General features: G+C 63.7%; 12 protein-coding genes. 5 read left to right on the top strand and 7 right to left on the bottom strand.

Annotated features, from left to right (window positions below; all coding sequences use genetic code 11):
• Positions 1–14: 14 nt before the first annotated feature.
• The gene (locus tag AO064_RS27925; protein WP_015884789.1) at positions 15–938 is read right to left on the bottom strand and encodes a substrate-binding domain-containing protein; all 924 of its coding nucleotides are present in this window, start codon (positions 936–938) and stop codon (positions 15–17) included.
• Positions 939–1148: 210 nt separating this feature from the next.
• On the opposite strand from AO064_RS27925, the gene AO064_RS27920 reads away from it, so the two are divergent.
• Together AO064_RS27920 and AO064_RS27915 are read left to right on the top strand one after the other, a co-directional pair.
• On the top strand, positions 1149–1826 hold the full coding sequence (locus AO064_RS27920; protein ID WP_015884790.1) for a sterol desaturase family protein: 678 nt from the start codon (positions 1149–1151) through the stop codon (positions 1824–1826).
• Complete coding sequence (locus AO064_RS27915; protein WP_064055275.1) at positions 1823–2920, top strand: SMP-30/gluconolactonase/LRE family protein; 1098 nt, start codon at positions 1823–1825, stop codon at positions 2918–2920. Before AO064_RS27920 ends, AO064_RS27915 begins: the two co-directional genes overlap by 4 nt.
• 60 nt (positions 2921–2980) lie before the next feature.
• Here AO064_RS27915 and AO064_RS27910 read toward each other — a convergent pair whose 3' ends face one another.
• From AO064_RS27910 to AO064_RS27895, 4 genes are all read right to left on the bottom strand, one after another.
• Positions 2981–4492 (bottom strand): hypothetical protein, encoded by a 1512-nt coding sequence (locus AO064_RS27910; RefSeq protein ID WP_064055274.1) that lies wholly within the window; start codon positions 4490–4492, stop codon positions 2981–2983.
• 113 nt (positions 4493–4605) lie between these two features.
• Entirely contained in the window at positions 4606–5670 is a 1065-nt protein-coding gene (locus tag AO064_RS27905) for a lipocalin-like domain-containing protein (protein ID WP_064055273.1), read from the bottom strand.
• Positions 5660–8122 (bottom strand): ABC transporter permease, encoded by a 2463-nt coding sequence (locus AO064_RS27900; RefSeq protein ID WP_064055426.1) that lies wholly within the window; start codon positions 8120–8122, stop codon positions 5660–5662. The genes AO064_RS27905 and AO064_RS27900 overlap by 11 nt, the downstream gene beginning before the upstream one ends.
• A gap of 1 nt (position 8123) precedes the next feature.
• Entirely contained in the window at positions 8124–8792 is a 669-nt protein-coding gene (locus AO064_RS27895) for an ABC transporter ATP-binding protein (protein ID WP_046036508.1), read from the bottom strand.
• Positions 8793–9066: 274 nt separating this feature from the next.
• Here AO064_RS27895 and pmrG point away from each other — a divergent pair, with 274 nt between their 5' ends.
• The 3 genes from pmrG to AO064_RS27880 all read left to right on the top strand — a co-directional run bounded on the left by pmrG (position 9067) and on the right by AO064_RS27880 (position 13092).
• Positions 9067–9741, top strand: a complete 675-nt coding sequence (pmrG, locus tag AO064_RS27890; RefSeq protein ID WP_064055272.1) for a lipopolysaccharide core heptose(II)-phosphate phosphatase PmrG — start codon at positions 9067–9069, stop codon at positions 9739–9741.
• Positions 9742–9916: 175 nt separating this feature from the next.
• Positions 9917–11572, top strand: a complete 1656-nt coding sequence (gene arnT / locus AO064_RS27885) for a lipid IV(A) 4-amino-4-deoxy-L-arabinosyltransferase (protein ID WP_064055271.1) — start codon at positions 9917–9919, stop codon at positions 11570–11572.
• Positions 11572–13092 carry an ArnT family glycosyltransferase gene (locus tag AO064_RS27880; RefSeq protein ID WP_064055270.1) on the top strand — a complete coding sequence of 507 codons (1521 nt, stop codon included), beginning with the start codon at positions 11572–11574 and terminating at the stop codon, positions 13090–13092. The genes arnT and AO064_RS27880 overlap by 1 nt, the downstream gene beginning before the upstream one ends.
• On the opposite strand, the gene AO064_RS27875 is transcribed toward AO064_RS27880, so the two are convergent.
• Together AO064_RS27875 and AO064_RS27870 are read right to left on the bottom strand one after the other, a co-directional pair.
• Positions 13093–14019, bottom strand: coding sequence for an ATP-binding cassette domain-containing protein (locus tag AO064_RS27875; RefSeq protein WP_064055269.1), 927 nt, complete (start codon positions 14017–14019; stop codon positions 13093–13095).
• A gap of 212 nt (positions 14020–14231) precedes the next feature.
• Positions 14232–20453, bottom strand: a complete 6222-nt coding sequence (locus tag AO064_RS27870) for a non-ribosomal peptide synthetase (protein WP_064055268.1) — start codon at positions 20451–20453, stop codon at positions 14232–14234.
• Between the last annotated feature and the right edge of the window lie 3 nt (positions 20454–20456).

The raw sequence follows: 20456 nt of genomic DNA, 5'->3' as shown, positions 1-20456 counted from the left end.
GGGGCCTGGGTGATTTACCAGCTGAAATCCTTGGCCTTGGCCTGGTCGATCAGGGTGATGTCCACCGGGATCGTGGCGGGCACTTGCGAGCCCCACTTCTTGGCCAGGGCGATACCCAGCGCAAGGCGGATCTGGTCACGTGGGTATTGGGCCGAGGTGGCGATGAATTTGCTGCCGGGCTTCTGGATCGCCTTGATCGCTTCCGGCGCGCCATCGACGCTGACCAGCTTCACGTCCAGGCCGCTGGCTTCGATGGCCGAGAGCGCACCGAGCGAGCCGTTGTCATTCACGCTGAAAATGCCCTTGAGGGTGGGCTGGGCCTGCAACATGTTCTCGGTGACAGTCAGCGCCTGGTCACGTTCCTGCTTGCCATTCTGGATGCTGACAATCTTGATGTCCGGGTGCTTCGCCACGGCCTCTTTGCAGCCGCGTACGCGTTCCAGGATCGGCACCACCGCAATGCCGTCGAGGATGGCGATATTGCCTTTGTCGCCAATGTGCTTGGCCAGGTACTCGCAGGCCTGGAAGCCGGCGTCGAAGTTCTTCGAGCCGACGAAGGAATCCAGCGGGCCGTCCGCCTGGGCGTCCACCGCGACGACCACGACACCGGCGGCGTGGGCGGATTTGACCGCCGATTGCACGCCCACCGAGTCGGTGGGGTTGATCAGCAGGATGTCGATGCCCTTTTGCAGCATGTCTTCGACGTCACTGACCTGCTTGGACACGTCGTGACGGGCGTCGGTGATGATCAATTTCGCGCCGATGGTCGCCCCGGCTTCCTCCAGGGCGTTTTTCATGGTGACGAAATAAGGGTTGTTGATTTCCTGGAAGGACGCGCCGATGCGGATGGGTTTTGCCGCGTCGGCAAAAACAGGGGCAGCGGTGCCGAGGGTGATGCTTACAGCCAATAAACACAGGGTTTTCGGGAGCATTTTCATGGCGTGATTCTCTGTTTTGTTTTTATTTTTAGAGCAAATGTTATCGTTAACATTTTGCGAGAAGCTAGCAAGGAAATTCGGCAGACGCAAGGGGCCGCTGGTCGACTGCCGTCGAAATGTGGGAAGGGCTTGCTGTGGCGCGTTAAAACTCGCACATTCCCCACCACCAACTAAGCTCAGCCTCCAACAAAAAAATCCGAGCTGCCCGCCATGTCCCACCCCACCGAGACCTTTCGCGCCCGCTACCGCGCCAGCGTCGCGCCACACTACAACCCATGGCTTCACGCCAGTTTTGTGTTCGGCTACGGCATCGTCTGCATCACCCTGGCCTGGTCATCGACGCATCAAATCACCGCACTGCAATGGCTGAGCGTGCCCGCGACCCTGGTGTTCTTCAACCTCTGCATCTACCTCGTCCACCGCCACCTCGGCCACCATAAACATGGGTTGGCCCGGCTGTTTTATGCGCGCCACACCGGCGACCATCACAGCTTCTTCACCCCCGGCCATATGACCTATGACAGCCCTCGGGATTGGCGAGTGATCCTGTTTCCAGCCTGGCTGATCGTGCTGCACAGCCTGGCTATCACCCTGCCCGCCTGGTGGTTGCTCAAGCAATGGAGCCCCAACGTCGCCGGGCTGTTCGCCGGGTGCATGATCCTCGGGTATTTGCTTTACGAAGTGTTTCACGCCTGCGAGCACCTGCCTGTCGGCCACCCGGTGGCGCGCCTGCCGTGGCTGCGCCAGATGCACCGCTTGCACGCCCTGCATCACCGTCGTGAGCTGATGCAGGGGCGTAACTTCAATATCGTCCTCCCCCTGATGGATTACCTGTTCGGCACCCTGCACTGGGAGCCGAGCGCCCACGACAAGCAGGAACCGTCATGAGTACCCGTGCAAAAAAACTGCGTCATTGGCTGTTTGTGTTGTTTCTGGTGGTGATCGCCTTTTTGCTGCTGATGCCGACCAAAGTACAACCGGTGAATTGGGTACCGCCAAAAGCGCCGTCGATGAAAGACGGCCCTTACGCCGAAAACCAGCGCCTCAAGGGCGTGCAGAAAATCGGCGCCCAAGACATCGCCGGGCCAGAGGCCTTGCTGTTGGACGCCCAGGGCTATCTGATCATCGGCTTGCATGACGGTCGCATCATCCGCACCTCGCCCGACAGCCGAAGCCTGGATGTGCTGGCCAACACCGGCGGACGCCCCCTGGGCATGGCGCTGCACCCGGACGGGCGCTTGATCATTGCCGATGGGATGAAGGGCCTGCTCGCACTAGCGACGAATCGCCAACTGACCACCCTGAGCACCGGCGCCCATGGCCTCCCCTTGGGGTTCGCCAATGACGTCACCGTGGACGCCAGCGGGCGTTATGCCTACTTCAGCGATGCGTCGAGCCGCTGGGGTTATGGGCAAGACGGTGAAGCGGTGATCGAGCATGGTGGTGATGGTCGGCTGCTGCGCTATGACTTCAGCAACGGCACGACCGAGGTACTGCTGGACCAGCTGCAATTCGCCAACGGCGTAGCCCTGGGCCCGGATGAAAACTACGTGCTGGTGAATGAAACCGGCGCCTATCGCATCAGCCGTTACTGGCTCAAAGGTGAGCGCGCGGGCACTCATGACTTGTTCATCGACAACCTGCCCGGCCTGCCGGACAACCTCAGCTTCAACGGCCAGGACCGCTTCTGGGTGGCGCTTTACTCACCGCGCAATCCACTGCTGGACAGCTTTGCCGGCTACCCGCTGCTGCGCAAGGTGATGGTGCGCGCGCTGATGGTGGTGCCCAAGCCGATCGAGCGCAAAGCCTTTGTGCTGGGGCTGGATACCGAGGGCAAGGTCATCGCCAATTTGCAGGACGGCAGCGCGGGGAATTACTCGCCCATCACCACGGCCCGGGAGTATGGCAACTGGTTGTACCTGGGTTCGTTGAAAAGCACGAGCATGGCGCGCGTGCCGTTGGCGCTGGCGTTGGCGCCCTGACGCAAAAAGGGCACACAGGCGCTCGGCCTGTATGCCCTCATTGCTTGCAGTTACACGCGTTTAGCTCTTGGTGCTGCTGAGCAGGGTTTGGTTGCACAGGTGACCAAAGCTGACGAACTCGGTGTTTTCACCGCCGACGCCGATGCCTGGGTATTCCAGCACCTCCATGCGCCACACGCCGTAGTTGAAGTCGGTACGCCAGGTGTTGTTGTAGCCCTGGGAGTAATCGACAAAGGTGGTCTGGAAGTCACCGGAGCACGTGCCCACGTTGATCGTGCCACCGGCTTGGCCGGAGCTGTCGGTCGCCGCCGAATACGCCTTGTAGACGATATTGCCGGTGTCCGGGTTGATGTGCTGGTCGAGATAGACAATCGGGTGCAGCCCCACCAGTGGCGCGCCGGTGCTGTCGGACAGGTTCATTTTCCAGGTCAGGTTTCGATAAGCCTGGGTGGTCATGTAGCCGTAGCCCACATCAGACGCGGAATACGGGATGCGCAACACGTTGGCCTCGCCTTTCATATCCGGGTTGTCGACACGTGGGTTGGAACCAAAGGACAGGGTGTATTTACCCGTCGCGCTCCACGGCTCGTTCGGGTGCTGGTTCGGACGCACCCGCACCTTGACCACACCGCCCACACCCGGACTCGGGATCGACGTCGAGACGATATTGGCACCTACGGTGACCCACTGGCTGCCATCGAAGCGCTCAAGGATCCATTTGCCACGGGTGCTGCCGCTGGCGGCATCGGCCGACAGGGCAATGCCCACGCTCTGGCCACGCACAGCGGTAAAGTCGAAGTAATCGACATCATCGAGGCTGTCGGCGTTGCCGCTGATGTAGTTCAGGGTGTCCGGTAGTTGGAAGGCCGTGTCCGGCGTGTCATTCGGTTCGAAGGCATCGATATTGGCATTGACCGCCACACCGAACTGGAAGCTCGAACCCGAGACCGCCGCATTGGCTTCCATGAACCAGTAGTAGTCACCCGCCGGCAATACGCCGCTGAGGCTTTCGTCACCGGTACCGGGGTTATTGGAAGTGCCCAGCGGGATCGGATTGCCTTGGCCATCGTCCTGGAACAGGGTCAAGGACATGTCGGTACCGGCCGTCTGGCCGACCAGCAGCGCATTGATCCGGGCCGTCTGCGGCAGGTTGAAGTGGTAGCACAGCAGGTCACCGGTTTGCACACCATTGACCGTGTACAGCTCATTCACGTCCAGCGTGGTTTCACAGCCCTGGACCAGCGCCGCTTGCACGGCGGTGGCTGGTTGAGCGCCAGCTTTCTTGACCTGGGTGACCGGCGCAGGTGCGCTGTGGTCTTCCACCACCGAGTCGGCCTTGGCCTTCGCGGCGAACACTGGCTTTTTCAGTTGGGCGCCTGCGCTCAGTTGCTTTTTCAGCGCCGCCGACGCCTTAGTGGCCGGGACTTTACCCGCGGCTTTCAGGCTTTGCTTGATGTCAGGTTTAACGGCTTGCGCAGCCAGGTGAGGGTATTGCTCGGCCAGGGCAAAGGCCGAAACGAAGCAGGAGGCCGCCATGGCCGCGCCCAGCATAAAGGCTTTTTTCGATTTCATTTTTTATCCATCCATAGTTAAAAAGTGAAGCTCAGGTGACATCCGGTCACCTGGGATGGAATCTAGCCAATCACTGTATGCATGTCCAGTATTTTTACAGGAAATTTTCCGAACTAATACCCGGTCATCTCGAGGTACCCCACTCCCCCCTCAAACCGCACCGGCCCTTCCCAGTACGGAATACTCAGGTTCATCCAGGCGTTCGGGTTGACCGCCTGGGGGGTGATGTCCAGCTGTTTGCTGGGAATTTTCAGCGACCAGCGTGTAGGCATTTTGCGCCCGTCAATGGTGGTGGTTTCCAGGGGTGTCAGCTGGATATCCGCGTTGTGCAACGTTTGTGTCTGGCCCTCGCGATCAATCCAGGTGCCGGTCAGGTAAGACGCGCCGTCGGTTTGCCGCACTCGGAACAGCATCAACTGCTCGCCACGGTCCAGGTGCAGGGAGAACCAATCCCAACCGGTCTGGCTGGCGGTCAGGGGTTGGCTGCTCCACTCGCGGTCGAGCCAGGCCGGGCCGGTGACTTGATACACCTTGCCGTCGATGCTGACGCTGCCGCTGGCGTTGAAAAAGGGCTGGCTGTAGTAATAGGACGCCTGGCCCTGGTCGGATTTGCGGCTGTAGCCGTTGTCGCCCTGCAGCACCACTGGGCGGCTGGACGTCAGGTGCAAGTCGTAGGCGAACTGCGCGCCGCTGGCCTTGAGTTGCATGTCCGCCAAGGGGCTGGTGGCACCGGCGCGGGTGGCGAAATTCCAGTCGTCGATCCAGGCGTTGAACGGCACCGCCTCGGCCCCGGCCTGGCCGACGCCACCGCGCGCGAAACGTTCGGCGGCGTAGTGGTGGGTGGCGGAAGTGACGGCCGCATGGCCAAGCCAAAGGGTCGAGTCGTGCCAACCCGTTTGCGTCGGCCCCGCCTTGAGGGCGTTGCGGAACAGCGTCCATTGCACGCCGAATACATTGCCCTGCGCGTCCTTGAGGTTGGCGGTGACGTACCACCACTCGATACGAAAACCCTCATGGGGGCCATGATCCTCAGGGAAACTGAACACCTTGCCAGGTAGCACTTGAGCAAAGTCCGCCGCGTCACTGCCCAGACCGGCGAAGCTCTCCTGCGGCGCGGGGACTTTGTCGCAAGCGGCCAGTAACAAGCACACACACAGCAGCAGGCCGTTAATCTTCATGGACAAACGTTCTCAACAAGTCCGCAGGACGGCTGCGATACAACTGCCACAGGGGCCAGGCCGAAGCCAGCAAGGTCGCCAGCATCGCCAACCCGAGCAATTGCACGAGCTGCCACGGAAACACCTGCAACGGCAGGCGCCAACCAAACGCCTGCACATTGATCACCGCATCCAGGCACCAGGCCAGCAGCAGCCCAAGCGGCAACGCCAGCACCAGTGTAAGCACCGCCAGCAGCCAGGTCTGGCCCAGGTTGAGCAGCATCAATTGCCGACGCGTGACGCCCAGTGCCCACAGCGGCGCCAGTTGCCCAAGGCGGCTCTGGCTTTGGGTCAACAGGCTGATAAACAGCGCGACACCGGCCACGCCCAGCGTCAGGCTATTCAGCGCGGCCGTGGCGGCGAAGGTGCGTTCGAACACCTGGCTCGACCAGCCCTTGAGTTGTTGTTGATCGACGATACGGCTGTCTTCCAGGGCAAAGGCGCGTTGCACCTCGCGCACCAACGGCGCCACATCCGCCGGCGCTACCCGCAGGTTGAAACGGGCCGGTGACAGCGTCGGCCAGTGGGCCAGCAGGTGCTGGGCATTGACCAGCACATGGCCCTTGGGGTTGCCGTAGTCGGCGTAGATCCCGACCACTGTCGGCGCCCACGCACCGTGTGGCGTGGGAATGCTCACGCTATCGCCCAGCCTCACGTCGAGCCGGCGCGCCAGTTGCTCGCTGAGCATCAGGGTGTCGCCTTGCTGCAACTGGTCCCACGGTTCGCTCGCTGCGTCCAGCAGCGGCCAGTGCTGACGATAGGTCGGGTCGTCGATCACGCCAAACAGGTCCGCCGGCCAGCCCTGCAATTGCACGGCGACCTGCCAGGTGGGCAGCACGGTTTGCACCAACGGTTGCCGGGCCAGCCAAGTGCTGAGTTGCTGCGCCTGGGCCGGGTTTTGCGGGTTGAGGTACAGCTCGGCCGTGAGGCGTTGTTCCAGCCAGTTATTGAAGGTGTGCCGAAAGCCGGAGGTCATGGAGCCCGCACCGATATTTGCGGCCAAGGCCAATAGCAGCGCCATCAGCGCCAGGCTCAAGGCCGGCAATTGCTGGCGGCAGTCCGCGAGAAACCATTGGCCGAGCACCGAACGGCTGCGCCCCAGCACGGCCTTGAGCAGGCCATTGAGCACCACGGGTAAACCGAGGGCGGCACCGAGCAACAGCGTGGCCATCAGCACAAAACCGGCGGCCAGGCTGTTGCCCAACCACAGCGCCAGCACCGCAACCAGCAACGCGGCACCGGCCACCCAACCTTGACGGCGCAACCAGCGCCCATGAGCCTCATGCCAGGCCTGGGCATTGGCCAGCGCCAGCAGTGGCAGACGCGCCGCCCGCCACAGGCTGCCGGCACCGGCGAGCAAGGCACCGAGCAAGCTCAAGCCCAGCCCCGCCACCCACCACCACGGGCTCAGGCTCAACTGCCCCGGCACCTCGGCGCCATACAACCCGCGCAGGCTGGCGGCTACATCCGGCAGCAACAGGCTGGCCAACAGGTAACCGCTGACGACACCGAGCACGCCCCCCAACAACGAGAGCACGCCCAGTTCCACACTCAGGCTGATAATCAACATCCGCACGCTGACCCCGCAGGCCCGCAACGTACGCAGCAACCCGCGCCGTTGCTCCAGGGCCAGGCCGATGGCCGCGTGCACGATAAACAGCCCCACCACAAAGGACAGAAAGCCCAGCGCGTCGAGGTTCAGGTGAAAGCTCTCGGTGAGGCGCGCGAGGTTATTGTCCTCGCCCTGCTTAAGCTGCAACCCGGCGGGCGGCGTGGGATGGCCGGCGGCGAACGTTTTGTCCACCAACAGGCGCGACAGGCGCTCGGGCATCTCCAGCACGGCTTGGGCAAACCCAATATCGGTGAGCAACAGGCCGGGCGCCATATCCGCCTGGGCTTGCAGCGGCGGCAAGGTGTGCCCATTCATCGTGGTCGGCCGCTGCCCTGCGTGCAGCCCCAAGGCCTGCAAGGTCTGCGGCGCGATCCAGGTGCGCCCCGGCGGCGCAAAGAACGCCAGCATCTGGGCCTGGCTCAAGCGCTGCCCCGCCACCGCGCCACTGCCGGGCAACGACACCGGGTCGATGCCCATCAATTGCAAGCGTACTGCCTCATGCCCCTGGAGCTGCACCCGCCCCTGCACCACCGGCGACACCGGCCAGCCGGCGCGGCGCAATTGGGCAAACACGGCTTGGGGGAAACTCGCGTCGTCCGGCGCATTGAGACTGGCCTGGGGTTCACCGCCGATCAACTGGCTGGCGCGAGCGTAGCTGTCGCGCGCCTGGCCGTTGAGGGCCTGCACGCCAATCAGCAGCGCCGTGGCCAGCCACAGGCCGGTGAGCACGCTGAAAAATTGCACGGGATGCCGTCGCCAGTGGCTGAGCAGTGCGCGTAATGTCCAGTAAAACACCGCCATCTCAAGCGGCGCCTGCAGGGACGACACGCCCACGCTGCAGCACCACCTGCCGGTCCAGCCGTGCGGCGATGCGCGGGCTGTGGGTGACCATCAACAGGCTGGTGGGGCTGTCGCGCAGCAGGTCCAGCAGCAGTTGCAAAACTTCGTCACTGGTGGCTTCGTCAAGGTTGCCGGTGGGTTCGTCGGCCAACAACAGGCCCGGTTTTGAGGCTAATGCGCGCCCGACCGCGACCCGCTGCTGCTGGCCCCCGGAGAGTTGTTCCGGGTAACGCTTGAGCAGATCGCCCAGGCCCAGGCGTTCAACCAATTGCGCTTGCCACTGCGGGTCAAACCGCCCCGCCAACCGCGCCTGGAACGCCAGGTTGTCCTCGACCCGCAAACTGCCGATCAGGTTGAACTGCTGGAACACCAGGCCGATTTCGGTGCGCCGCCAATGGGCCAATTGCGCTTCGCTGAGCTGGTCGAGGCGTTGCTCGCCCACTTGGATGCTACCGCCGTCCAGCCGGTCGAGCCCGGCCACCAGGTGCAACAGGGTGCTCTTGCCGCTGCCCGACTCGCCCATCAACGCCAGGCTGCTGCGCTCGGCCAAGTGCAGGTCCACACCGGCCAACACCGCCAGCGGCCCTTGCGGAGTGACATAGCTTTTAAACACGGCGTGCACCTGCAACATGACAACTCTCGTTTGATGGGTGGCCATCGAGAATAACGGCTGCCGCCCAAGGCCATGCAAATTTTTCACATGGATTTCACCGACTGCCCACCCATGGCTGTTTAGATTACCGGCCATCGGTCATTCGTCGGCAACTTGTTAGTTGCCCTGCCTGACAACTTTTAACCGCAACATGTTCAGCGAAAAGACAGCCGCCCTGTGACAGCCTCCTGCGTCACTGAGGCATTCGCCCACACGTTGCGCCTAACTAATTACAACGCTGCCAACAGTGCCCATGGTGAATGAAGTGGTTGACCTTACCCTGACCAAACCACGCTCGCGGCGAGCCTTTTTCAAGCGCTTGCAACCGCTGTGGCTGGGGCTTTTCGTGGTCGGCCTGCTGCTCGCCGGCAGCCTGTTCTGGCACGCCTCGCCACGCGACCTGGGCGTCGGCAACCGCCTGTTGAACTCCCATGTGCTGCCCCTTTGGCGTGATGGCGACCTGATCGTGCTGGTGCGTCACGAAGAGCGCTGCGACCGCTCCACCAACCCCTGCCTGGGGCCTGTCGAAGGCTTGACGATCAGCGGCAGCCAGCACGCGGAAAACCTGGGAAAAGCCTTTAAAACGTTGGGCATGGAAGGCAGTGACGTGCTTGCCAGCCCGACCATCCGCACCGCCCAGACCTTGCGCTTCATGTTCGGCAAAAACGAGTTGACCTCCGGCCAGCAAGCCGTCTGCGGCGCGGCCATGGGCGAAGAACTGCTCAGCCACAAAACCCCGGGACGCAACCTGGTCTTCGTCACCCACAGCGGCTGTATTGCCGACTTCGAAAGCACCCTGGGTTTCCCCCACGCCACATTCCCCCAGTACGGCAGCGCCCTGTTCGTGCAGGTATTGCCCAACGGCAAGTTCAAGACATTGGGTATCGTCAATAACCCGGATTGGCCCGCCGCGCTGAAACAACTTTAATAACTCTCCCCTCCTGCCTGTTCAGCAAAAAGACAGCCCGGTTCTGGCATGTTTAGTTGCGCCTTTTAATTAAGGACCTCATGAATATTTTGTGTAATTCAGTGAACGTCGTGACTGTCTCCGCTACTTCATTACTTCAAACATCCATCACTAAACGTCAGGGAGCGACGTTTTCATGACCCGATTAAAACCGCTGCCGATATTGTTGCTGGCCTTTGTCGCGTTTTACCTATTGCCGCTGGGCCTGCACGGTTTGTGGATCCCCGACGAGACCCGCTACGCCCAGATCAGCCAGGAAATGCTCCTGAGCGGCAATTGGGTCACGCCACACTTCATGGGTATCCGCTACTTCGAAAAGCCCGCCGGCGGCTACTGGTTGATCGCCCTCGGCCAGGCCGTGTTTGGCCAGAACCTGTTCGGTGTACGCATCGCCTCGGCCTTGACCACCGGCTTAAGCGTGCTGCTGGCCTACCTGATCGCCCGTCGCCTGTGGAATGACCCACGCAAAAGCTTCGCCTGCGCCCTGCTCTACCTGAGCTTCGGCCTGGTGGCCGGGCAAGCGGGTTATTCCAACCTCGATCCGCAATTCACCCTGTGGGTCAACCTGAGCCTGGTGGCCCTGTGGTTTGCCCTCGACAGCACCACACTGCGGCGCCGTCTAGGGGCGTGGGCCGTGGTGGGCCTGGCCTGCGCCCTGGGTTTCCTGACCAAAGGCTTCCTGGCCTGGGTGCTGCCGGTGCTGATTGCCGTGCCCTACATGCTCTGGCAACGGCGCCTGGGAGAATTGCTGCGCTACGGCCCGCTGGCAATCGCCGTCGCCGCAGTGGTCTGCCTGCCGTGGGCGCTGGCGATCCATCATCAGGAACCTGACTTCTGGCGCTTCTTTTTCTGGAATGAACACATTCGCCGCTTCAGCGCCGACAACGCGCAACACGTGCGGCCGTGGTGGTTCTTCCTACCGATCATCGCGGTGTCTTGCCTGCCCTGGGCCGGGCTGTTGCCCGCCACCCTGCGCACCACCTGGCAGCACAAACGCCAGCCGGCAATCACCTTCCTGGCCCTGTGGCTGCTACTGCCGCTGGGTTTTTTCAGCCTGAGCAACGGCAAGCTGCCGACCTACATCATGCCGTGCCTGCTGCCCCTGGCGTTGTTGATGGGGCATACCCTGGTCGACCTGATCAGCACCGGCCGTGCCCGCACCCTCTGCCTCAACGGCCTGCTCAACTTCGTGATCGGCATGGTCGCCATGGTCGGCCTGATCTACCTGCAGATCGCCCGGCCGCTGTACAGCAACAGCCACGCCGAAATGTTCAGCCTGTCGCTGGCCTTTATCGTGCTGTTGGCATGGATCCTCACTAACCTGCTGCAAGCGTTCCGCCCGTTGACGCTATGGGCCACGCCGACACTGGGCATCGGCCTGCTGGTGATCCTGTTGCCGGCGAGCATGCCGGCGTGGATCGCCGACAACGAAATGCCCGACCAGTTTGTGCTCGAGCACCTGGAAGAGTTGCAACAGACCCAGGCACTGCTGAGCAACGAACTGGAGAGTGCCAGCGCCCTGGCCTGGCGCCTGCAGCGCCCGACGGTGGCGCTGTATGACACCGAGGGCGAGTTGCGCTACGGCTTGCAGTACGCAGGTTCGGTGCAGCGCAAAGTCGCACTGGAACAGGTGCAGACGTGGCTCAAGGACGCGCGCCAGCACGGCTCGGTGGGCGTGCTGATGCGGGTCAGAAGCACCAGCGAGATGCGTGAGGCAGGGCAACTGCCGCCGGGGGGCAAACGCTACTACAAGGGCGCCCTCGAACTGATCATCTACGCGAAATCGCCCTGATGGCGGCCTTCTGGAAAACCGAACGCGGCGCCCTGGTGGTATTGCTGGGTGTCACGGCCGTGCTGCTGCTCGCCGGCCTCGGCGCACGCGACCTGTGGGGCCCCGAAACCCGCTGGGCCAACATTGCCTTGCAGATGCTGCAAAGCGGCGACTACTTCGACCCGTATCTCAAAGGCGTGCCCTATTACGACAAGCCCCTGCCTTCCTACTGGCTGATCACCGCGACCGCCCACGCGATGGGCGGCCTCGGCCCGTGGTCGTTACGTTTGCCGTCCGTGATCGGCGCCTGGCTGAGCGTGTGGCTGATCTACCTGATCGGCGAACAACTGTTGCGCAAGGGCACCGGGCTGATTGCCGGCTGGATGCTCGCCACCACCTTCTACTTTCTGTTCTGGGCGCGTGTAGCCACGGCGGACGTGCTCACGGTGTGCGGCGTACTGGCGGCCGTGTGGTGGTATTGGCGCGGGCCGCAGGACACACGGCTTGGGCGCTACACCGTGTTCTTTCTGTTGTTGGCGGTGACCTCCCTGTTCAAGGGCTTGATCGGCTTTGTGCTGCCCGGCCTGGTGCTGCTGCCGCACCTGCTCAGTGAGCATCGCTACAAACGCCATCTCAACCTGCGCCTGCCACTCGCCCTGCTGATGGCGGGCGCGGTGTATGCCGTGCCGTTCGTGCTGTCCCATGTCTACGGCGCACCCAGCTACGGCGAAAGTGGCTTGGCGCTGGTGTTCCGCGAAAACGTGGTGCGCTTTTTCGACCCGTTCGACCACATGGGCCCGATCTACACGTACCTGATCTACCTGCCCGCCTACACCCTGCCATGGGTGCCGTGCTGGCTGCTTGGCCTGTGGCTGGCGCTGCGGCATTGGCGCCAGACCCCGCCCAACGTACGTTGGCTGGTGTGGGGCCTGGGGTTGCTGTTCGTGTTCTTCACCGCCAGTGGCAGCCGACGCAGTTACTACGTGCTGCCGTTGGTGCCGTTCGCGCAGTTGCTGGGGGCCTGGTGGGTGAGTGAACGGCTGGCGAAAAACCCGGCGAGTTGGCCGCGCTGGCAGAAAGGTTTCGCAAGCGCCGCCGTGCTGATGCTACTGGTGCTCGGGGTGCTGTATCCCTGGACCAACGGCAATGGCGGCGTGACGCGTTTTGCCGAGGACGTGGAAACCCAGGCGACCCAAACAGCACCGTGGAACCAATGGCAGATGGTGCTGGTGGAAGTCGACAACAAACTGCCTCTGTACCTGCAAAACCACGGCAAACCCTTCTACTACGTAGCCGAAACCCAGGACTTCCCGCGCCAGGGCGACAGCGCCGCGTTCATGGCCTGGCTGGCCAACACCAGCGGCCAGAATTTCGACCCGCAACACACGATTATCGTTGCGCAATTCTCCAAGGACGACCCAACGCCACTGGCCTACCTGGGCGCGGATCATCACGTGATCACCACACAGCCGGACAACGGCGAGCGGTGGTTTGCGAAGCGTGAGGGAGGCAGCGTGGCGTTTATCCCATCGCCGCGCTGATCAGGTCTTGCGAGCCTTGCCGGGGTCCACGGTGCCGATAGGCCCCAGGCTACCCCCCAACCCGGCCACGTGCTCCTGTACCGCCCGCCCCTCCGCCCGGTTGCGGATAAACCCGGCGCGGGTAAACCGCTCCAGAAACGGCACCGGCAAGGCCTTGTCAGGGGGCACCGCAGGATGCTCGGCCACCTCCCCGAACAGGGTGTACGCCGCGCTCGGCAAGTGCCGGGTATTGAGGTCGCCGGTCAGGCGTCCGGCTTGCAACACGAGCGCGCGGTTGGTGACGCGTTGCAGATCGGACAAGCGCTGGGAGATGTAGAGGATGGCCACACCGCGTGCGCGCTGGCTGTCGATCAGGCCGAGCAGGCGTTCGGCGTCGGTTTCCGACAAGGCCGCCGTCGGTTCGTCAAGGATCAGCAGTTTGGGTTGCTGGGCAAAGGCACGCGCCAGTACCAGCAGTTGACGGTCCGCCTGGCCGAGGCGTTCGACCGGGTGTTGCAGCGGCAGGTCCAGGCCCAGCCCGGCGGCGATGGCTTCGGCACGTTGCAGGAGGCTTTTGCGGTTGAGCAGAAAATCCGCGTCGGGCTGCCCCAGCTCATCGAGCAACAGGTTCTCGGCCACGCTCAGGCCGGGGGCGATGGCATCGTCGGGCCGTTGATGCACGGCGACGATGCCGAGCCGGCGTGCCGACAACGGCGAGGTAAAGCGTTGGCGCTGGCCCTCGACCCACAGTTCGCCGCTATCCGGCGCCAGGCTGCCGCTGAGGACCTTGGCCAAGGTCGATTTGCCCGCTCCCGTGGCACCGAGCAAGGCCACCCCCTCGCCCGGGTAAATATCCAGGGTGACTTGATCCAGCGCCTGCTGGGCACCATACGTCTTGCACAGGCCAACCAGGCGGATCAAAGGCTCGGGGGCAACGGGGTTGCTCATGGCTAATCTCTAAGGCGCAACGATGACTCATTACAACGCCAGACAGCGCTGATTTATTTCGAACAACAATGAGTTAGGTCCCGAATTAAAGGCATTACCTCATGAACAATCCAATAGCTGAATCGCATAGCCGAAAACATTCGAGTTATAAGGCCCTTGCCCGCAGTAAGTTGAATGCTTTCAGCCAGCCCCTTCAGGGCCCGCCCGCCACTTCAGATCCTGCGACGGCGATTGAGTTGAGGAATGGCGGTTTGCGGGATCTCCACACGCTTTACCTGCGTCAAGGTACACGCCGCCAGTTGCGCCAACGTCGGCTGGCTGAACACGCTCCGCGCATCCACTTCCAACCCGGCCTTGCGCATTCGCGCCACCAGGTTCACCGCCAGCAACGAATGCCCGCCCAGTTCAAAGAAATGGTCATGCCGCCCTACCCGCTCCAGCTTCAAGACCTCCGCCCAGATCCCGGCCATCACGGTCTCCACTTCCCCGATCGGTGCGGCATACGCTCGGCTCACCACCGCCTCCAACCCCGGCGCCGGCAATGCCTTGCGGTCGAGTTTGCCCGCAGGGTTGAGGGGCATTTCATCAAGCCGCACAAACGCCGCCGGCACCATGTACTCCGGCAATTGCTCCAGCACATGAGCGCGCAGCGCTTCCAGGCTCGGCGCGTCGGCACGCACGGTGAAATACGCCACCAGCCGCTCTTCCCGAATCAACACCGCCACTTCGCGCAACGCCGGATGCGCCGCCAGCCGTGACTCGATTTCCCCCAGTTCCAGGCGCACACCGCGCAGTTTGACCTGGAAGTCATTGCGCCCGAGAAACTCAAGATTGCCATCCGGCAGGTAACGCACCAGGTCGCCGGTGCGGTACAGCCGATCCCCTTGCACAAACGGGCTGTCGATAAAGCGCTCGGCGGTCATCTGCTCAAGCCCCAGATAACCACGGGCCACGCCGACGCCACCGATATGCAGCTGCCCGCTGACGCCCATCGGCACCGGCGAATCCTGCGCGTCGAGCACATACAAGCGGGTATTGTTGATCGCCCGGCCGATCGGCAGTTGCAGCGCGGGCACCGGTGCGCCCGGTTCCAGCGTCCAGGCGCTGCTGTCGACCGTGGCCTCGGTGGGGCCGTAGACGTTATGCAGGCGCACCTTGGGCAATCGCTCCTGCACGCCACGGGCCAGGGCTTCGGTGAGCTCGCCGCCGCCACACAATACGTCGGTGAGGCTGGTGCACAGGGCCGACTCTTCCAGTTCAAGGAACTGCTGCAACATCGCCGGCACGAACTTGATCACCGTGATCTGCTGCTCACGAATCACCTGCGCCAGGTAGGCAGGCTCGCGATGCCCATCGGGGCGTGCCAGTACCAGGCGCATGCCATTGGCGAGCGGCCAGAACAGCTCCCACACCGAACCGTCGAAGCTGAACGGCGCCCGTTGCAACAGCGCACCGCCTTCAGCGTTGGGGCACAGTTGCGAGCCCCAGTGCAGCAGGTTGCCGAGGCCGCGATGTTCGATCATCACGCCTTTGGGCGTGCCGGTGGAGCCCGAGGTGTACATGACGTAGGCCAGGTTGGCGACGCTCAAACCCGGCACCAGCGGGTTGCCGATGGGTGCCTGGCGCCAGGCACAGTGGTCGAAGTCGATCACCGGGATCGACACCTCGCCCGGCAAATCGCGCGTCGCGGCGTGTACCAGCAGCGCCACCGGTTGGCTGTCGTGAAGCATGTAGGCCAGACGCTCACGCGGGTAGCCGGGGTCCAGCGGCACATAGGCGCCGCCCGCCTTGAGGATGGCCAGCAGGCCCACCACCAGGTCCAGTCCGCGCTCGACGCACAGCGCCACGCGAGAGTCCGGTTGAACGCCACGTTCGCGCAAGTGGAAGGCCAGCTGGTTGGCGCGTTCGTTGAGTTCGCGGTAGGTCAGTTGCAACGTGCCGGCCTGCACCGCCACGGCGTGGGGGATCTGCCGCGCATGGGCTTCGAACAGCGCCTGCACGGTGAGGGTGTCGGGGTAGTCGGTGGCGGTCGTGTTGAAGTCCACCAGCAGGGTTTTCAGCTCACTGGCGGGTAGCACCTGCACCTCGCGCAATGGCCTTTGCGGCGCCTGCTCCAACGCGTCCACCAGGTTGACCAGTACGGTTTCGAGGTAATCCAAAAGGCGCCCGGCGCCAACGTTGCGCGGGGCCTTGGCCTTGATTCGGAAGCCGCTGGCGATATCGTCCACGGTCAGCATCAGCGGGTAGCTGAGGACGTCTTCGCTGCTGAGCAAGGCGATGCCCCGCACCAGGTTCAGGTCGCGCTCGGCGTCGGTGTGCCGGTAATTGAGCAGGCTGTTGAACAACGGCGACGCGCTGCTGCAGCGTTGGGCCAGTGCAAGGGAGGCTTGTTCATGGGCGAGCAAGGCGCTGAGCTGGGTGTGGGTGTCCGTGAGGGCATCGGCCACCGTCCGCCCGGCCAGGCGCACCCGCAGCGGCAAGGTGTTGATGAACATGCCCAAGGCGCGGTCGGCGCCCTCACCGGCCTGCAAACGGCCGAGCAGCACAGTGCCGAACACCCCATCATCGCGGCCCGCGACACGGCTGAGTACCTGGGCCCAAGCCAGATGGAACAGGCTGGCGGCGCTCACGCCCAGCCCACGCGCCTGTGCCCGCACGCGCTGATGCAGACGGTCGCCCAGTGCGCGTTCGGCTTCGTCGGTTTGCGCCCGATCCGCCTGGCGCGCCTGTAGACCGAACGCCAGGGTCGGCTCGTCCACATCCCCCAACTGCTCACGGAAAAACGCTTCATGCCCTGCCTGGCGCGCCGGTGATCGGGCTTGCACCACCACATTGCGGTACGGCACCGACGCCGGCAGTTGCGCCTGTTGACCGAGCAAGTGGGCGCGGATTTCCTGCATCAGCAGCGTGGTCGAGGTGGCGTCGTTGACCAAGTGATGGAAGCGCAGCCGCGCGACCCAGCGTTGCTGCTGCGGCTCTTCGGCATAGTCCAGGGCCATCAGCGGCGCCTGGCGCAAATCCAGCGGCTCATGCCCCTCGCGCAGCGGTTCGACGCGCAACTGTGCTTGGCGCCAGACCACCTGCATCGGTTGCTCCAGGGCTTCCCACGCCAGGCTGGTGCGCAGGATGTCGTGGCGGTTGATCACCTGTTGCAAGGCCTGGGCAAACGCGTCCAATTGCTCGCGTCGCGCAAAGCTGAACAGCGCCTGCTGCTGGTAGGGGTCGTGCTCATCGGTGAGGTGGTGGTACAGCAACCCTTCCTGCAACGGCGCCAGCGGATAGACCGCCTGCACATTAGCCGCGCCACCGGGGATGCCGGCGACGATCAGCGCCAGGCTGGCCTGATCCGGTTCGGCCAGGTCCGCCTCATCCACCTCGCTGTAGTCACTGGCCGCCGCCAATGCCGCCAGGGTCGGCTGGCCGAACAACACCTGCACATCGGCGCGCAGCCCGACCTGGCGCATGCGTTGCACCAATTGCACCGCCAGTAAGGAATGCCCGCCGAGTTCGAAAAAGTGGTCGTGGCGGCCCACCTGATGCACGTGCAACAGCTCGGCCCACAGCTGCGCCAAGACTGTTTCCACGCCCGCGTGCGGGGCTTCATACCGGCGTGTGACGAAGGCGTCCTGGCTGGGTGCCGGCAACGCCTTGCGGTCGAGTTTGCCGTTGGCGGTCAGGGGCAGCGCGTCCATTGGCTGGTAGGCGGCCGGTAGCATGTAGTCGGGCAGCGAAGCTTGCAGGTGGCTGCGTAAGGCCTCGATCGGCACGGCTTCACGCGGCACGAACCAGGCCAGCAATTGCCCTTCGCGCGACTGCACCACGGCCTCTTGGATATGCGGGTGGGCGGCCAGCGCGGATTCGATTTCGCCCAGCTCGACGCGCACGCCACGGATTTTCACTTGGTCGTCATTGCGCCCCAGGTATTCCAGGTTGCCGTCCGGCAGCCAGCGCGCCAGGTCACCGGTGCGGTACATCCGGCCCTGGGTGAAAGGGTCATCCAGAAAGCGTTCGGCGCTGAGATCGGGGCGGTTCAGGTAGCCGCGCGCCACCCCTTTGCCCCCCACGTACAACTCCCCTGCTACGCCGATGGGCACCGGGCGTTGCTGCTCGTCGAGCACGTACGCGGTGGCATTCGCGATCGGCGCGCCGATATGCAGCGGCTTGCCCACGTCCATGCGGCCGGAGGTGGCGACCACCGTGGCTTCGGTGGGGCCGTAGTTGTTGATCACGGCAAAGGACTGCGCCTGGGGGAAAGCGCGCAGACGGTCGCCACCGATCAGCAGGGTGCGCAGCGTTGGGTGTTGCAGGCCCTGGCTGAAGGCGTATTCGGCCACAGGCGTCGGCAGGAAGCACACGTCCAGCGGCTGCGCGCGCCACCAGCTGAGCAGCGCGTCGATGTCTTCGGCGCCGTCATGGGCGGGCGGCAGGTGCAGCGTGGCGCCCACACACAGTGCCGGCCAGACTTCCCAGGCCATCGCATCAAAACCAAACCCGGCGACACTGGCGGTGTGGCTGCCGGCGTGCAGGTCAAAGGCCCGGCAATGCCAGTCCACCAGGTTCGAGACAGTGTGGTGCTCGACCATCACGCCCTTGGGCAAGCCGGTGGAGCCTGAGGTGTAGATCACGTAGGCAAGGTGGGAGGGGCTGACCGCTACGCGGGGGTTGGTGCCCAAGTGAAAGGTCGGGCGGTCCAGTTGGAGCACAGGCACATCCAGCGCAGGCAGACGGTGCAGCAGGTCATGCTGGGTCAGTACCACCACCGGATCGCTGTCTTGCAGCAAGTAGTTCAGGCGTTCGGCCGGATGGGCCGGGTCGACGGGCACGTAGCAGGCGCCGGACTTGAGAATCGCCAGCAACCCCACCAGCGTGTCCAGCCCGCGCCGCGCCAGGATCACCACGCGGTCGTCCGGCTGTACGCCACGCTCCAGCAGTTGATGGGCCAGGGCGTTGGCCTGCTGGTTGAGTTGGGCGTAGCTCAGCTGCCGGCCCTGATAAACCGCCGCCACCGCGTCCGGCGTGCGCGCGGCCTGGCCTTCGATGCGCGCGTGCAGGGTCTGCGGCTGCGTACCGGGCTGGGTGGTGGCGTTCCACTGGTGCAACCGGGCCTGTTCGGCGGGCGTCACCACCGAGAAATCACTGAGCTTCAACGCAGGGTTTTCCAGCCCTTGCTCCAGCAGCCAGGTAAAGCGTTGCGCCAGGGCGAGCACTTCGTCGTACTCGAAGTACGCCTCGTTGTACACGCAATGCAGGCACGCGGTGTCCTGGTAGCGGTTGCTGCGCAAGTGGATCGCCAGCGGCAGCGGCTCATGGTGGTTGGAGACTTTGACCGCACGCGCCTCGGTGGCGCCGTAGCGCAGCTCATGGTCGTCCTGCTCGTAAGACACCGACAGGTCGAACAACTGGCCGCGATCGCTGCGGCGCACGCCCAACTCACGGTTCATCTCACTCAGGGGAAAACGCTGGTGGCGGAAATCCTGCTTGAGCTGGTCGCGCACGCCACGCACCACGGCACTGAACGGCAACTGCTCATCGAACTGCAACCGTACTGCGCTGACCTGGGTGAACAGCCCGACGGTCGAACGGAACTGCGCATTGGAACGGTTGAGAATCGGCAGCCCCACCACCCACTCCTGGCGCTGGGCGGTGCGCGTGAAATACACATACATCGCCGCCAGCAGCACATGAAATGCCGACGCCTGGTAACGGTTGGCCACCTGCTCCATGCGGTTGAGCAGGGCCGCCGGAAACGCTTGCACCAGGGTGTTGCTGGACGCCTTGGCGGCGTGCCGCGGGGTCAGCAGCGGTTCCGGCAGCACCGGGTACTTGGCCAGCCAATAGGCGCGGTCGCGGGCATAGCGAGCCGAGGCACGGTAGCGCTCGTCCGCGTCGATAAAGTCGATATAGGACGGCGCCAGCGGCTCCGGCTGTTGGCCTTGCGCCAGGGCGGTGTACAGCCGTGCGAGGGATTGCAGCATTTGGCCGAAGCCCCAGCCGTCGAGAATCAGATGGTGGGCCTGGGTGCCGAGGCGGTAGTGATCGGCATCCAGCTTGACCAGCAAGAAGCGGAACAGTGGCGCGCCCTGCAGCGCGTACGGCAAGGCCATTTGCGCCTGCATCAGGGCGTGGCAGGCGGCGTGCGGGTCGGGGGCTGCACTCACGTCGTGCAGCGTCAGGTCCACGGCCACCGTGGCGGCGAAGGTCTGCCGAGGCAGGCCGTTGGCGTCGCTGTGCAATTGCGTGCGCAACGCATCGTGCTTGGCCACCAGCAGCTCGATGGCACGCTGCATCAGGTTCGGGTCGACGGCGCCGGCAAAGTCCACATAACCGCCGATGTTGTACAGCGGTGAGTCACCTGCACGCAGTTGGTCGAGCCAGATGTCCTGTTGGGCGGCGGTAAGGGGGAAGCTGGCCGGCAGGCGGGAGGAATGCTTCATAAG

The sequence above is a fragment of the Pseudomonas marginalis genome, assembly GCF_001645105.1.
Classification (GTDB): domain Bacteria; phylum Pseudomonadota; class Gammaproteobacteria; order Pseudomonadales; family Pseudomonadaceae; genus Aquipseudomonas; species Aquipseudomonas petroselini.
Note: the sequence above shows the minus strand (reverse complement) of the source record. Positions and strands in the feature narration are given on the sequence as shown.

What these genes read in the sequence shown, in the direction of transcription:
- AO064_RS27925 (WP_015884789.1), bottom strand. Translation starts at nt 938, where the DNA reads ATGAAAATGCTCCCGAAAACCCTGTGTTTATTGGCTGTAAGCATCACC.
- AO064_RS27920 (WP_015884790.1), top strand. Translation starts at nt 1,149, where the DNA reads ATGTCCCACCCCACCGAGACCTTTCGCGCCCGCTACCGCGCCAGCGTC.
- AO064_RS27915 (WP_064055275.1), top strand. Translation starts at nt 1,823, where the DNA reads ATGAGTACCCGTGCAAAAAAACTGCGTCATTGGCTGTTTGTGTTGTTT.
- AO064_RS27910 (WP_064055274.1), bottom strand. Translation starts at nt 4,492, where the DNA reads ATGAAATCGAAAAAAGCCTTTATGCTGGGCGCGGCCATGGCGGCCTCC.
- AO064_RS27905 (WP_064055273.1), bottom strand. Translation starts at nt 5,670, where the DNA reads ATGAAGATTAACGGCCTGCTGCTGTGTGTGTGCTTGTTACTGGCCGCT.
- AO064_RS27900 (WP_064055426.1), bottom strand. Translation starts at nt 8,122, where the DNA reads ATGGCGGTGTTTTACTGGACATTACGCGCACTGCTCAGCCACTGGCGA.
- AO064_RS27895 (WP_046036508.1), bottom strand. Translation starts at nt 8,792, where the DNA reads ATGTTGCAGGTGCACGCCGTGTTTAAAAGCTATGTCACTCCGCAAGGG.
- pmrG (WP_064055272.1), top strand. Translation starts at nt 9,067, where the DNA reads ATGGTGAATGAAGTGGTTGACCTTACCCTGACCAAACCACGCTCGCGG.
- arnT (WP_064055271.1), top strand. Translation starts at nt 9,917, where the DNA reads ATGACCCGATTAAAACCGCTGCCGATATTGTTGCTGGCCTTTGTCGCG.
- AO064_RS27880 (WP_064055270.1), top strand. Translation starts at nt 11,572, where the DNA reads ATGGCGGCCTTCTGGAAAACCGAACGCGGCGCCCTGGTGGTATTGCTG.
- AO064_RS27875 (WP_064055269.1), bottom strand. Translation starts at nt 14,019, where the DNA reads ATGAGCAACCCCGTTGCCCCCGAGCCTTTGATCCGCCTGGTTGGCCTG.
- AO064_RS27870 (WP_064055268.1), bottom strand. Translation starts at nt 20,453, where the DNA reads ATGAAGCATTCCTCCCGCCTGCCGGCCAGCTTCCCCCTTACCGCCGCC.